The sequence below is a fragment of the Pelomonas lactea genome, assembly GCF_043555885.1.
In the GTDB taxonomy this organism is placed as follows: Bacteria; Pseudomonadota; Gammaproteobacteria; order Burkholderiales; family Burkholderiaceae_C; genus Pelomonas; species Pelomonas lactea.
In genome coordinates this window covers 203,248-216,891 of sequence record NZ_JBIGHX010000003.1, presented here as the reverse complement: position 1 = coordinate 216,891, position 13,644 = coordinate 203,248, and the positions used below count along the sequence as shown (strand labels likewise).

Here is a 13,644-nt window from a genome sequence, read left to right as displayed (position 1 = left end):
GACAGCCGGACAGCAGTCCGACCTTTGCCAGTCCTGGAATTGTCATGACTTTCCGTGACAGAACTTTACGGGTAAGTCAGAAGTGGCCCTTTTTAGACACTTCACTCCGGTTGCCGGCACCAGCAAGGTGCGGCCGCTGGGCGGGTCGACCGTCACAGCTCGGCGCAACCAGTGCCGGCATTTCCCAGTAGGCGCGGCGTTCCCATGCGCCGGCAGCGGCACCAGATTGGGTCGGCAGACGACCCGGAGGGAGGCATTTCCGGACTGTCGCAAAACTGCTACAGCCCCTCGTCACAGTCGGACTCCTAAGATCGACGGTTTAGTCAAACTTCGCTTCGCGCCATGTCATTTCGCCTCAGCGCCGTCGTCATCGCCGGCCTCCTGCTTGCCGGTTGCGCCACCCAGCCGGGCAAGACCACCGAACTGACGCTGCTGTCGATCAACGACTTCCACGGCAACATCCAACCCGCCAAGCCGACGCCGCTGATGCCGCGCCTGCCCGACCCCGCCACCGGCGAGGTCAAGCCCCAGCCCGCCGGCGGCGTGGCCCACCTGGCCACCGCGCTGGCCGAGCTGAAGGCGAAGAACCCGGACGCGCTGCTCGTCGCCGGCGGCGACCTCATCGGCGCCTCGCCGCTGATCTCCAACCTGCTGCGCGACGAGCCCACGCTGGCCGCCATGTCGCAGTTGGGCATCTCGGCCAGCGCTTTGGGCAACCACGAGCTCGATGCCGGCCTGCCCGAGTTGTTGCGCCAGGCGCGTGGCGAATGCGCGCCGGCCGGCTGCCTGTGGCCGGGCTACCGGGGCCCCGGCTTCCCCTTCCTGGGCGCCAACGTGCTGGATGCCGCCACCGGCAAGCCGGTGCTGCCCACGCACGTGATGCAACAGGCGGGCGGGCTCAAGGTCGCGGTCGCGGGCGTGGCGACCAAGGAGACGCCGCAGGTCATCGTCGCCCGGGCCATCCAGGGCCTGCGCTTCGCCGACGAGGCCGACACGCTGAACGCGCTGGTGCCCCAGCTCAAGGCCGAGGGCGCGCAGGTGCTGGTAGCCGTCATGCATGAAGGCGGCGTGCAGGGCAAGGACGGCGCCGCCAACGACCCGAGCTACGCCTGCCCCACGCTGAGCGGCCGCGTGCTGGACATCGCCAAGCGCCTGGACCCGGCCTACGCCATCATCATCGGCGGCCACACCCACCAGGCCTACACCTGCAAGATCAACGGTCGCCTCGTCGTGCAGGCCGGCAGCTACGGCGGCTGGATCACCGAGAGCAAGCTCAAGATCGACGCCGCCGGTCGCGTGCTGGAAGCCAGTGCCGTGAACCACCCGGTGCTGCAGTCGGCCTACGCGCCCAATGCTGCGCTGGCCGACCTGGTCGCCCGCGCCGCCGCGCTGACCGAGGCCGCGCGCCTGAAGCCCGTGGCCACGCTGCCGCGCGGCGCGGTGCGCAGCGCCAAGGAACCCCACGGCGACGCCGCGCTGGGCAATCTCATCGCCGACAGCCAGCTCGTGTTCGCCCGCAAGCAGGGGCCGGCGGACATCGCCTTCATGAACCCGGGCGGCATCCGCGCCGACCTGGTGGTGGAGCCCGGCAAGCCCACGACGATGAGCGACCTGCTGGCCATCCAGCCCTTCGGCAACGAGATCGTCGTGCTGACGCTGACCGGCCAGCAGCTGTGGGACGTGCTGCAGCGCCAGCTGCCCCGTGGCGACGCCGCGCCGCGCATGCTGCAGCCGTCGTGGACGCTGCACTACCGCTGGCGCACCGGGCCCGACGGCACGCCGCAGCTGGGCGAGATCCTCATCGACGGCAAACCGCTGGAGCGCACACGCGACTACCGCATCGTCGTCAACAACTTCCTGTCCGAGGGCGGCGACGCGCAGGCGGGCTTCCGCCACGGCCGCGACCGCGCCGTGCTGGGCACCGACATCGACGCCTTGGTGGGCCTGCTGCGCGACCAGCCGCTGGCCATGGACCGCATCGCCCCGGGCCGCATCGTCCGCGAGTGAGGGGGCACAGGGGAAACCTGTAACCAATTGCAGCGACGCCGACGCAGGACTCGCCGCATGTGCACCCTAGACTCGTGACGTCCGGCACAGCTGGCCGGGCGCCAGCGGTTCGGGGGAGCGATGGCGGCGTGGGACAAGCAAGGTGGCGCGGGTGCCGAGCACCGGCTCAGGCCCGCGCCCAGCCCGCTGGTGCTGGAGGTGCTGGCCCACCTCCCCTGCGGGCTGGCCGTGTTCGACGCCGAGCGCCGCCTGGTGGTGCACAACGCCGAGTTCGAGAGGCTGCTGGACATCCCCGCCTCGCTGTTCGAAGAGCCGCTGCTGCGTTTCGACGACCTCGTCAGCTTCTTCGCTGCGCGCGGCGACTACGGCGAGGGCGAAAAGGCGCGCGCCACCGTCGAGGCGGCGCTGGCCCTGGCCCGCGACGGCCAGCCGCGCCGGCTGGAGACCTACCGCACCGGCAACCGCGTCATCGAGGCCCGCACGGCGCCGCTGCCCGACGGCAGCCTCGTGGTGACCTGCCTGGACCTCTCCGCCCAGGTCCAGGCACGCGTCGCGGCCGAGCGTGCCTCGCTGGCCAAGACGCGCTTCCTGGCCAACATGAGCCACGAGATCCGCACGCCCATGAACGCCGTGCTGGGCATGCTGCGGCTGCTGCAGAAGACACCGCTGGATGCCCGCCAGCGCGACTACGCCGTCAAGAGCGAGGGCGCCGCGCGCGGCCTGCTGGGGCTGCTGAACGACATCCTCGACTTCTCCAAGATCGAGGCCGGCCACCTGGAGCTGGACCCGCACCCCACCAGGCTGGACGAGCTGCTGCGCGACCTCTCCGTCATCCTGGCCGCGCATGTGGACCGGCGCGACATCGAGGTGCTGTTCGACCTCGACCCCGCCCTGCCCGCCATCATCCACGCCGACGCGCTGCGCCTGCAGCAGGTGCTCGTCAACCTGGCCGGCAACGCGATCAAGTTCACCAGCCAGGGCGAGGTCGTGCTGGCCATCCAGCGCGTCATGCAGGCCACCGGCAGCGTCACGCTGGCCTTCTCGGTGCGCGACACCGGCATCGGCATCGCACCGCAGCAGCTCGAGCGCATCTTCTCCGGCTTCACCCAGGCCGAGGCCTCCACCGCGCGGCGCTTCGGCGGCACCGGCCTGGGCCTGGCCATCAGCCGCCGCCTCGTGCGGCTGATGGGCGGCGACATCCACGTCGACAGCACCCCCGGCGCCGGCAGCTGCTTCAGCTTCTCGCTGAGCTTCCCGCTGCCCGGCGACGCCCCGCCGCCGCCGCCGCCCCGCCAGGCGCTGCAGGCGCTGGTCATCGACGACCACGCCGAGGCCCGCCGCGTCATCGGTGCGCTGGCCCGCTCGCTGGGCTGGCAGGTGCGGCTGGCCGGCAGCGGCGCCGAGGCGCTGGCGCTGGCGGCCGCGCAGGCGCCCGAGGTCGTGCTGCTGGACTGGGTCATGCCCGACATGGACGGCTGGCAGACCGCCGTGCGGTTGCGCCAGCTGCTGGGACCGGCGCCGCTGGTGCTGATGGTCACCAGCCATGACCGCGAGCGGCTGGCCCAGCGCAGTGCTGCCGAGCAGGCGCTGCTGGACGGATTCCTCGTCAAGCCCATCACCGCGGCGATGCTGGGCCAGGCCGTCGCCGCCGCCACGCAGTCCCGCCACGGCAACGCCGCGCCCCCCGAGCCCGCGCCGCAGCGACTGGCCGGGCTGCGCCTGCTCGTCGTCGAGGACAACCCCGCCAGCCAACAGGTCTCGCGCGAGCTGCTGGAGCTGGAAGGCGCCACGGTCACGCTGGCCGGCGACGGCCAGCAGGCGCTGACGCTGCTGGCCCAGGCGCGCGGCCGCCCCGGCTTCGACGCCGTGCTGATGGACGTGCAGATGCCCGTGATGGACGGCACCACCGCCACCCGGCTGATGCGCCGCCAGTTGGGCCTGACGCTGCCCGTCATCGCGATGACCGCCGGCGCACTCGCCGCCGAGCGCCAGGCCTGCCTGGACGCCGGCATGGACGAGCACATCGTCAAACCCTTCGACCCCGACACCGTCGTCGCCGTGCTGCACCGCCGCTGCGGCACCGTGGCGGCGCCCGAACGCGCCGCCGCGGCCGAGCTGCCGCCCGCGCTGCTGGACGACGCCGGCCGCGCCGGCATCGCGCTGGCCGAGGCGCTGGCACGCATGTCCGGCCGCGTCGAGCTGTTCGAGCGCACGCTGGCCGCGCTGCACGAGCAGGACCGCCACATCGCCCAGGCGCTGACCGAGGGCGGCAAGGCCGCCACCCGTGGCCTGCACGGTTACCGCGGCCTGGCCGCGATGCTGGGCGCCGGCCAGCTCGCCGCGCTGGCCGCCGAGGGCGAGCACGCCGCCGCGCCCGACCCCGACTGGCGCCAGCGCTTCCAGGAGCGTCGCCAGGTGGACCTCGCCGCGCTGGACCGGCTAGCCGCCAACTTGAACGCGCGCCAGGCCGTGCAGGCGCTGCACGCCGCCGCCGGCGCCCCGCCCGCGGCCGGCACGCTGGCCGCGCAGCTGGCAATGCTGACCGAGCTGCTGGCCGGCTCCGACCTCGCCGCGCTGGACGCCCACGAGGCTCTGCGCCCGCAGCTGCCGCCCGGCACCGCCGCCGCGCTGGACGCGGCCATGGCGGCGCTGGACTTCGACACCGCCCTGACGCTGTGCCACGAGCTGCAGGCCACGCTGGAGCCCCGCCCATGATGCAGATCTCGCTGCCCGAACACACGCCGCTGGTCCGCGGCCATGGCCCGTCGGGGCGCCGCCCGCGGCTGCTCATCGTCGACGACCAGCCCGTCAACATCCAGGCCCTGCACCGCGTGTTCGCGCCGGACTGCCAGGTGCTGATGGCCACCGATGGCGCCCGCGCGCTGCAGCTGTGCCGCGAGCGCCAGCCCGACCTCGTGCTGCTGGACGTGCAGATGCCCGGCATGGACGGCCACCAGCTGTGCGCCGAGCTCAAGGCCGACCCGCTGCTGCGCGGCATCGCCGTCATCTTCGTCACCGCGCAGGACCACCCCGACGACGAGACCCGCGGGCTGGACGCCGGTGCCGCCGACTTCATCACCAAACCCTTCAACCCCACCGTCGTGCGCGCCCGCGTGCGCACCCAGCTGACGCTCAAGGCCCAGGCCGACCTGCTGCGCGAGCTGGCCTTCGTCGACGGACTGACCGGCGTGCACAACCGGCGCCACTTCGACGAGCGCTTCATCGCCGAGTCGCGCCGCGCCCAGCGCACCCGCGCGCCGCTGGCCGTCGTGCTGGCCGACGTCGATCGCTTCAAGCGCTACAACGACGCGCTGGGCCACCTGGCCGGCGACGACTGCCTGCGCCGCGTCGCGGCGGCGCTGCGCGCCTGCCTGCGCCGGCCCACCGACCTGCTGGCGCGCTACGGCGGCGAGGAGTTCGTCTGCCTGCTGCCCGACACCGACCTGGCCGGCGCCATCGGCGTGGCGCAACTGATGGAAGACACCGTGCGCGCGCTGGCGCTGCCGCATCCGGGCATGGACGGGCCGGTGACGATCAGCCTGGGCGTCTCGGCCGGCGTGCAGGCCGAGGGCCTGGTCGAGGCGGCCGACAAGGCGCTGTACCTGGCCAAGGCGGCGGGGCGGGCTCGGGTGAGCTGGGTGGAGGGGTGAGCGAACCCCGGCGGGATCTCATCCCGAACCCCGGACACGCCGCCCGACACGCCGCTCAAATGCGAACGGCCCCTGCTGGGGCCGTGTGCATTTGGAGCGGGTGATGGGAATCGAACCCACGTAGTCAGCTTGGGAAGCTGAAGTTCTACCATTGAACTACACCCGCATCGGGCTGCGAGTGTACGGGAAGCGGCACGCGCGGCCCCGCTGTAGGACAAGGCCGCAAGAACGACTTGTTGCAATGGCCGGCCCGGCGCGGCAGGCGTCAAGCCCTAGCATGCCGGCCACCCACAACCGCCTCCCCAAGCAGGAGCCCCCATGAAGAAGAACACCGCCCGCCGCGCCCTCGCCTCGCTGCTCATCTCGTCCATCGTCTTCAGCGGCATGGCGCAAGCCGCGCCGACGGCGCTCATCAGCACCGAGCAGGCCGCGGCCGCCCAGCAGGCCGCCACGCGCTCCGAGGCCCATGCCCGGCTGCATGCCGCGCTGGACCGTGCCGACCTGGCCGCCATGCTGCAGGCCCGCGGCGTGTCCACCGACGAGATGCGCGCCCGCGTCGACGCCCTGACCGATGCCGAGGCGCAGAAGATGGTCACGCAGATCGACCAGGACCCGGCCGGCGCCGCCGATGTCGTCGGCGTGCTGTTCACCGTGTTCATCATCCTGCTGGTGACCGACATCCTGGGCCTGACCAAGGTGTTCCCGTTCACGCGCTCGGTGCGTTGATCGCCCGAACCGCGGCGGCGCTGGCCGCGCTGCTGCTGAGCGGCTGCGCCAGCTTCTTCACGCCGCCGCAGACGGCCGCGCTGCTGGCCAGCCCGCCGCAAGACCTGCCCGCACGCGTGGAGCGAACGGAGGTGCCGTTCTTCCCGCAGACGCGCGACCACTGCGGGCCCGCCGCGCTCGCCACCGCGCTGGCGCACGCCGGGTTGCCCGCAGACCCGGACCGGCTCGCCGACGCCGTCTTCCTGCCGTCGCGGGCCGGCACGCTGCAGCTGGAGATGCTGGGCGGCGCACGCCGCCAGGGCGCACTCGCCACCAAACTGCCGCGCGAACTGCCGGCGCTGCTGCGCGAGGTCGCTGCCGGCCACGCGGTCGTCGTGCTGCAGAACCTCGGCCTGGACCTGATCCCGCGCTGGCACTACGCCGTCGTCGTCGGCTACGACCTGGCCACGCGCGAGGTCGTGCTGCGCAGCGGCACCACCGAACGCGCCGTGCTGCCGCTGCGCACCTTCGAATACACCTGGGCGCGCGGCGGCCACTGGGCCATCGCCGTGCTGCCGCCGGGGCAACTGCCCGCCACCGCGCGGGAAGCCGATGCGCTGGACGCCGCCGTCGGCTTCGAGCGTGCAGCGTCGCCCGCCCGCGCGGCACTGGCCTACCAGGCGCTGCTGGCGCGCTGGCCCGGCAACCTGCTGGCCGGCATCGGCCTCGGCAACACGCGAGCGGCGGCCGGGGACGCGGCCGGCGCGCGGGCCGCCTTCGAGGCCGTGGCGACGCAGCACGACAGTGCGGTGGCCTGGATCAACCTCGCGCGATTGCGGCTGGACGCGGGCGACCGCGCTGGCGCGCTCGCCGCGGCCAGGCAGGGCCTGCAGCGCGCCAACGCCGCCGAGCCGGCGTGGCGCGATGCCGCCATCGCCACACTGGCGGCGCTGGACGCTCAGCGCTGACGACTGGCAGGCGGCACCCGCACGGCTACAGTCGCGCGCATGACGTCTGCTGCCCCACCCGCCCCACGTCCTCCCGCCACGCTGGCCGTCGCCTGGCGGCAGCTGCTGCGGGACTGGCGCGCCGGTGAACTGCGGTTGCTGATGCTGGCTGTCGCGCTGGCGGTGGCGGCCCTGTGCGCGGTGGCCTTCCTGTCGGACCGGCTGGACCAGGGCCTGCGCCGCGATGCCGCGCAGCTGCTGGGTGGCGACGCCGTCGTCGCGAGCGACCAGCCGACGCCGCAGCCCCTCGTCGACCTGGCTGCGGAGCTCAAGCTCACCACCGTCGGCACGGCAGCCTTTCCGAGCATGGCGCGCGCCGACGAGGCGCAGGGCGGCGAGAGCCGGCTGGTCGCGGTCAAGGCGGTCGGCAGCGGCTACCCGCTGCGGGGCCGCATCACGCTGCGCAGCAGCCTGCCCGGCCAGGGCCAGGCGCCGGCCGCCGGCGAGGTCTGGGTGGACCCGGCCGTCGTCGACGGGCTGGGGCTGAAGCTGGGCGACACGCTGCTGCTGGGCGACAGCCGGCTCAGGATCAGCGGCCTCATCGAGACCGAACCGGACCGCGGCGCCGGCTTCATCAACTTCGCACCGCGCGTGATGCTGGCCGAGGCCGACCTGGCCGCCACCCACCTCGTGCAGCCCGCCAGCCGCATCACCTACCGCCTCGCGGTGGCGCCCGCGCCGGGCGCCGCGCCGGACGCCGTGAAGCGCTTCGTCACGGGCGCCGAGAAGCTCATCGAGGCGCAGAAGCTGCGCGGCCTGCGGCTGGAGTCGCTGGAGTCCGGCCGGCCCGAGATGCGCCAGACGCTGGACCGCGCCGCACGCTTCCTGCGGCTGGTGGCCATGCTGTCGGCGCTGCTGGCCGCCGTGGCCGTGGCGCTGGCCGCGCGGGACTTCGCCGCCCGCCACCTGGACGCCTGCGCGATGCTGCGCGTGCTGGGCCAGCCGCAGCGTCGCATCGCCTGGGCCTACGGGCTGGAGTTCCTGCTGGCCGGGCTGGCCGCCAGCGTCGTCGGCGTGCTGCTGGGCCTGGGGCTGCACCAGGTGTTCGTGTCGCTGCTGGCCGGCCTCATCGACGTGGCGCTGCCAGCACCCAGCGTCTGGCCGGCGTTGCTGGGGCTGGCGCTGGGGCTGTCGCTGCTGATGGGCTTCGGCCTGCCGCCAGTGCTGCAGCTGGCGGCCGTGCCGCCGCTGCGCGTCATCCGCCGCGATCTGGGCGCGCCCAAGGCCAGCTCGCTGCTGGTGCTGGGCGCGGGCGTGGCGGGCCTGGCGGCCATCCTCGTCGTGCTGGCGGGCGACCTGACGCTGGGCGCCATCGCGGCGGCCGGCTTCGCGGGCGCGGTGCTGCTGTTCGCGCTGCTGGCCTTTGCGGCGGTGAAGCTGTTGCGCCGCGTGGTACCTGCCAACGTCAGCGGCGCCGGCGTGCCGCGCTGGCTGCTGCTGGCCACGCGCCAGGTGGCGGCGCGGCCGGGGTTTGCCGTCATGCAGGTGTCCTCGCTGGCGGTGGGGCTGCTGGCGCTGGCGCTGCTGGTGCTGCTGCGCACGGACCTCATCGACAGCTGGCGCGCCGCGACGCCGGCCGCCGCGCCGGACCGCTTCGTCATCAACATCCAGCCCGACCAGGGCGCGGACTTCCGCCAGGCGCTGGCCGATGCCGGCGTGCAGCAGTACGACTGGTACCCCATGATCCGCGGCCGCCTGACGACGCTGAACGGCGAGGCGGTGCAGGCCAGGCGCTTTGCCGATGACCGCGCCCAGCGCCTGGCCGAGCGCGAGTTCAACCTCAGCCACACCGCCGAGCTGCCGGCGCACAACCAGATCGTCGGCGGCCGCTGGGGTTCGGCCGCGGCGGGCGAACTGGGCCTGAGCGTGGAGGAAGGCCTGGCCAAGACGCTGAACCTGAAGCTGGGCGACCGGATGGCCTTCGACATCGCCGGCCAGCCTGTGCAGGGCCGCGTGACCAGCCTGCGCAAGGTGGACTGGTCGTCCATGCGCGTCAACTTCTTCGTGCTGTTCGAGCAGGCGGAGCTGCCCGATCTGCCGGCCACGCAGATTGCCGCCTACCGCACGCCGGCCGCGGGCAAGCTGGACCGCGAGCTGGCGCGCCGCTTCCCCAACCTCACCGTCATCGACGTGTCGGCCCAGCTCAACCAGGTGCAGGGCGTGCTGGACCAGGTCATCCAGGCCGTGCAGTTCCTGTTCGGCTTCACGCTGGCGACGGGGCTGGTGGTGCTGCTGGCGGCCGTGGGCAGCACCCGCGAGGCGCGCACACGTGAGTTCGGGCTGATGCGGGCTTTGGGCGCGCCGTCGTCGCTGCTGGCGCAGGTGCAGCGCGCCGAGCTGCTGGGCGTGGGCGCGCTGGCCGGCTTCCTGGCCGGCGCGGTGGCGCTGCTGCTGGCGGCGCTGCTGGCTCGCTTCGTGTTCGAGTTCGACTGGCAGCTCAAGCCCTGGGTGCCTCTCGCGAGTGCCGCGTTCGGCGCGTTGCTGGCCTGGAGCGCCGGCTGGTGGAGCCTGCAGGGCGTGCTGCAGCGGCCGGTGGTGCAGACGCTGCGGGAGGCGCAGGCGGAATGAAGCTGGCTGCCCGCGACATCGGCCGCTACCTGGCGCTGACCGCGGGCATCACGGCCGTCTATTACCTGCTGGGCCGGCTGGGCCTGCTGATGGTGCTGCCGCCCTACCAGCTGGCCCCCATCTACCCGGCCGCCGGCTGGGGGCTGGCCGTGCTGCTGGTGCTGGGGCTGCGTTACCTGCCGGCCGTCGCGCTGGGCTCGTTCGTCGTGCAGGCGACGACACAAGGCGGCCAGGCGCTGCCGCTGGCGCTGGCCATCGGCTGCGGTGCGGCGTCCCAGGCGGCGGCCGGCGTGCTGCTGGTGCGGCGCTGGTGCGGCCAACCGCTGCTGCTCGCGTCACCGCGCGAGGTGGCCGGCTACCTGGCCGCGGCCGCGCTGGCCGGCGTCGTCAGCCCCAGTTGCGCGACGCTGGCGCTGAAGGCCGCGGGCGTCATCGCCACCGCGCAGATGGGCCTGGTGTGGACCGTCTGGTGGACCGGTGACCTGATGGGCGTGCTGATCGCCACGCCCATCACGCTGGCACTGATCGGCCAGCCGCGGCGGGCCTGGGTGCCACGCCGCCTCAGCGTGGGCCTGCCCATGCTGCTGACGACGCTGCTGGTGGGCCTGGGCGTGGCCGCCACGATGGAATGGGATCGCCAGCGCAACCGCGCCGACTTCACCCGCGAGGCCACCAATGCGGCGCAGGCGCTGGCCGGGCGGCTGCGCGAGCCGCTGCTGGCGCTGGAGGGCGTGCACGGGCTCGTCAAGGTCAAACCGCTGCCCACGCGCGACGAGTTCGAGCAGGCCACGCGCGGCTTCCTCACCGAGGACAGCCCGCTGATCGCGCTGGGCCTGGCGCTGCAGGTACCGCGCGCCGAGCTCGCACGGTTCACCGCCGCAGCAGCCACCGATCGCTTCCCGACCGGCTTCCAGGTGCGTGACCGCACACGCGCCGGCGACGTCAGCCCGCCGCCCGACGAGGACGTGCTGGCCATCCGCCTCATCGAGCCGCTGTCGCGCAACGCCGGTGCGCTGGGCATCAACGTGCGCAGCGTGCCGGTGGCGCGCGTGGCCACGCAGCAGGCTGCCACCACGGGCCGGGCGGTCGCGTCCGCGGGCTTCCAGCTCTCGCAGGACAACGAGGGCGTCGGCGTCGTCATCTACCAGCCGCTGCAGCGAGGCGGCACAGGCGCGAGCGGCTACGTGTTCGCCACGCTGCGCCCGGACGTGCTGCTGTCGCGGCTGGCCGCAGACTGGCCGGAGTACCTGGGCGTCTGCCTGGTGGACCTGCAGCCCGGCGTGGCGCTCCCGCGCCTGGCCGGCCGGCGCGGCTGCGAGGCGGTTCAGCGCGGCACCGCGTCGGCGCTGCCGCTGGTGAAGCTGCCGCTGAGCTTTGGCGGCCGTGCCTGGGAAGTGCGCATCTACGACCTGCCGGGCCTCACGCCCGCGCCGGGGCGCAGCTGGGCGTTTGCGCTGGTGGGGTTGCTGGCCACGGCCATGGTGGGGGCGCTGCTGCTGCTGATGTCGGGCCGCACCCAGCACGTCGAGGCCCTCGTGCGCGAGCGCACCGCGGCGCTGCAGCGCGAGATCGCCAGCCGCGCTGAGGGCGAGCATGCGCTGATGCAGACCGAACAGCGTTTCCGCAGCATCTTCGAGACGGCCCCCATCGGCATCGCGTTCACCGATCTGAACGGCGGGTTCCAGGAGGTCAACGCCTATTTCTGCGGCCTGGTGGGCCGCCCGGCCGAGCAACTGATTGGCCAGCGCTCCGTCGACGTGACCCACCCCGACGACCGCCGCGAGGACATCCGCCTGGGACGCCGGCTGATGCGCGGCGAGCTGCCGTTCTACCGGCGCCTGAAGCGCTACGTGCGGCCCGACGGCAGCCAGGTGCATGCGCGCGTGCTGGTCAGCCTGCTGCGCGGCAGCGACGGCCGGCCGCACCGGCTGGTGGGCATCGTCGAGGACATCACCGACCAGCTGCGCATCGAGGAGCTGGGCCGCGCCCGCGAGGCCGCCGAGGCGGCCAACCAGGCCAAGAACGAGTTCCTGTCGCGGATGAGCCATGAGCTGCGCACGCCGATGAACGCCATCCTCGGCTTCACGCAGCTGATGCAGATGGACGCCGGCGAGCCGCTGCCGCCGGCGCAGCGCGCCCGTGCGCAGCAGATCGCACAGGCCGGCTGGCATCTGCTGGAGATGATCAACGACACGCTGGACCTGTCGCGCATCGAGGCCGGCTCGTTGCGGCTGGAGCTGGCGCCGCTGGCGCTGCCGCCGCTGCTGGCGCGCGCACAGGCGCTGGTGCAGCAGAGCGCCGCCGAGCGCGGCCTGAGCATCAGCCAGCGCCTGGCGCCCGACGCGCTGCGCCTGCTGGGCGACGCTACTCGCGTCACGCAGGTGCTGACCAACCTGCTCAGCAACGCCGTCAAGTACAACCGCCCCGGCGGCAGCGTTGCCGTCGAGGCCCGCTGCCCGGAACCCGGCTGGGTGGAGATCGCCGTGCGCGACACCGGCCTGGGGCTGACCGACGAGCAGCGCGCCGCCCTCTTCCAGCCGTTCAACCGGCTGGGCCGCGAGCGCAGCGGGCTGCCTGGCACCGGCATCGGGCTGGTCATCAGCCAGCGCCTGGCCGAGATGATGGGCGGCAGCCTGCGCGCCGAGGCCGTCGACGGCCCCGGCGCCTGCTTCGTGCTGCGCCTGCCCGCCGCCGCGGCCGCGCCGGCCACGACCGAGTCCGGCCCGCAGGAACCGGCCCAGCCGCAGCCCGGCCCGCACCGGCGGCTGCTGTACGTGGAAGACAACCCGCTGAACGCCGACGTCATGCGCGGCATCCTGGAGCAGCGCCCGGGGCTGGAGCTGGAGGTCGCCTCCACGGTGGAGGCCGGCCTGCGCGCGCTGCGCGAGCGCCCCCCGGCACTGCTACTGCTGGACTGGCAGCTGCCCGACGGCGACGGCCTGGCGCTGCTGCGCCAGCTGCAGCCTCCCGGGGCGCCGGCGCTGCCAGTCATCGTCGTGTCGGCCAATGCGCAGCCCGAGCAGATCGAACTGGCCCGCCAGGCCGGCGCCCGCCACTACCTGACCAAGCCGCTGGACGTACGCGAACTGCTGGCCCTGGTTGACGAATTGTTGGCATCGTCCGCCCAGCCGGAGCGGGCAGAATGAGTGCCTGAGATCCACCCCGCGCCGTACCGATGAGCTCCACCGACCTCGTTCCGACCACCTCCGGTGCCCAGGCCGTGCAGGCCCAGACCCACACCGATGGCCGCCAGTTCCTGACCTTCCGCATCGGCGAGGAGGAATACGGCCTGGACATCCTGCGCGTGCAGGAGATCCGCTCCTATGAGGCCCCCACCCGCGTCGCCAACGCGCCGTCCTTCGTCAAGGGCGTTGTCAACCTGCGCGGCGTCATCGTGCCCATCCTGGACCTGCGCATCCGCCTGGGCCAGGCCGGCGAGTACAACGCCTTCACGGTCGTCATCGTGCTGAACGTGGCCGGCCGGGTCGTTGGTGTTGTCGTCGATTCGGTGTCCGACGTGCTGGAGCTGAGCGAGGACGAGATCAAGCCGCGCCCCGACGTGCCCGCGGCGATGGACTCCCGCTTCATCACCGGCCTGGGCAAGCTGGGCGAACGCATGCTGATCCTGCTGGACATCGAGGCCATGATCAAAAGCCCCGATTTCGGCCTGGTCGACTGACCGCCCGACGACTTCAAGTTAGCGCCCG

Annotated in this window: 8 protein-coding genes and 1 tRNA gene; 8 read left to right on the top strand and 1 reads right to left on the bottom strand. The window is 73.3% G+C overall.

Annotated elements, in window-relative coordinates; translation table 11 throughout:
* Window positions 1–342 precede the first annotated feature (342 nt).
* The 3 genes from ACG04Q_RS09505 to ACG04Q_RS09495 all read left to right on the top strand — a co-directional run bounded on the left by ACG04Q_RS09505 (window position 343) and on the right by ACG04Q_RS09495 (window position 5,657).
* Window positions 343–2,007 carry a bifunctional metallophosphatase/5'-nucleotidase gene (locus tag ACG04Q_RS09505; RefSeq protein WP_394510667.1) on the top strand — a complete coding sequence of 555 codons (1,665 nt, stop codon included), beginning with the start codon at window positions 343–345 and terminating at the stop codon, window positions 2,005–2,007.
* 120 nt (window positions 2,008–2,127) lie between these two features.
* A complete protein-coding gene (locus ACG04Q_RS09500; protein WP_394510666.1) occupies window positions 2,128–4,722 on the top strand; it encodes a response regulator in 2,595 nt (864 codons plus the stop codon).
* Window positions 4,719–5,657, top strand: coding sequence for a diguanylate cyclase domain-containing protein (locus tag ACG04Q_RS09495; protein ID WP_394510665.1), 939 nt, complete (start codon window positions 4,719–4,721; stop codon window positions 5,655–5,657). The genes ACG04Q_RS09500 and ACG04Q_RS09495 overlap by 4 nt, the downstream gene beginning before the upstream one ends.
* Before the next feature lie 92 nt (window positions 5,658–5,749).
* On the opposite strand, the gene ACG04Q_RS09490 is transcribed toward ACG04Q_RS09495, so the two are convergent.
* Window positions 5,750–5,823, bottom strand: a tRNA-Gly gene (locus ACG04Q_RS09490).
* Window positions 5,824–5,975: 152 nt separating this feature from the next.
* Between ACG04Q_RS09490 and ACG04Q_RS09485 the strand changes: the two genes are divergently transcribed.
* Genes ACG04Q_RS09485 through ACG04Q_RS09465 form a run of 5 tightly spaced genes read left to right on the top strand, consistent with a single transcriptional unit; the run spans window position 5,976 to window position 13,616 of the window.
* On the top strand, window positions 5,976–6,383 hold the full coding sequence (locus tag ACG04Q_RS09485; protein ID WP_394510664.1) for a PA2779 family protein: 408 nt from the start codon (window positions 5,976–5,978) through the stop codon (window positions 6,381–6,383).
* Window positions 6,380–7,330, top strand: a complete 951-nt coding sequence (locus ACG04Q_RS09480) for a PA2778 family cysteine peptidase (protein ID WP_394510663.1) — start codon at window positions 6,380–6,382, stop codon at window positions 7,328–7,330. The genes ACG04Q_RS09485 and ACG04Q_RS09480 overlap by 4 nt, the downstream gene beginning before the upstream one ends.
* 39 nt (window positions 7,331–7,369) lie before the next feature.
* Window positions 7,370–9,937, top strand: coding sequence for an ABC transporter permease (locus ACG04Q_RS09475; protein WP_394510662.1), 2,568 nt, complete (start codon window positions 7,370–7,372; stop codon window positions 9,935–9,937).
* On the top strand, window positions 9,934–13,083 hold the full coding sequence (locus ACG04Q_RS09470; protein WP_394510661.1) for an ATP-binding protein: 3,150 nt from the start codon (window positions 9,934–9,936) through the stop codon (window positions 13,081–13,083). The genes ACG04Q_RS09475 and ACG04Q_RS09470 overlap by 4 nt, the downstream gene beginning before the upstream one ends.
* A 29-nt stretch (window positions 13,084–13,112) precedes the next feature.
* Window positions 13,113–13,616: a chemotaxis protein CheW gene (locus tag ACG04Q_RS09465; protein WP_394510660.1), complete on the top strand. Its 504-nt coding sequence runs from the start codon at window positions 13,113–13,115 to the stop codon at window positions 13,614–13,616.
* Window positions 13,617–13,644 lie beyond the last annotated feature (28 nt).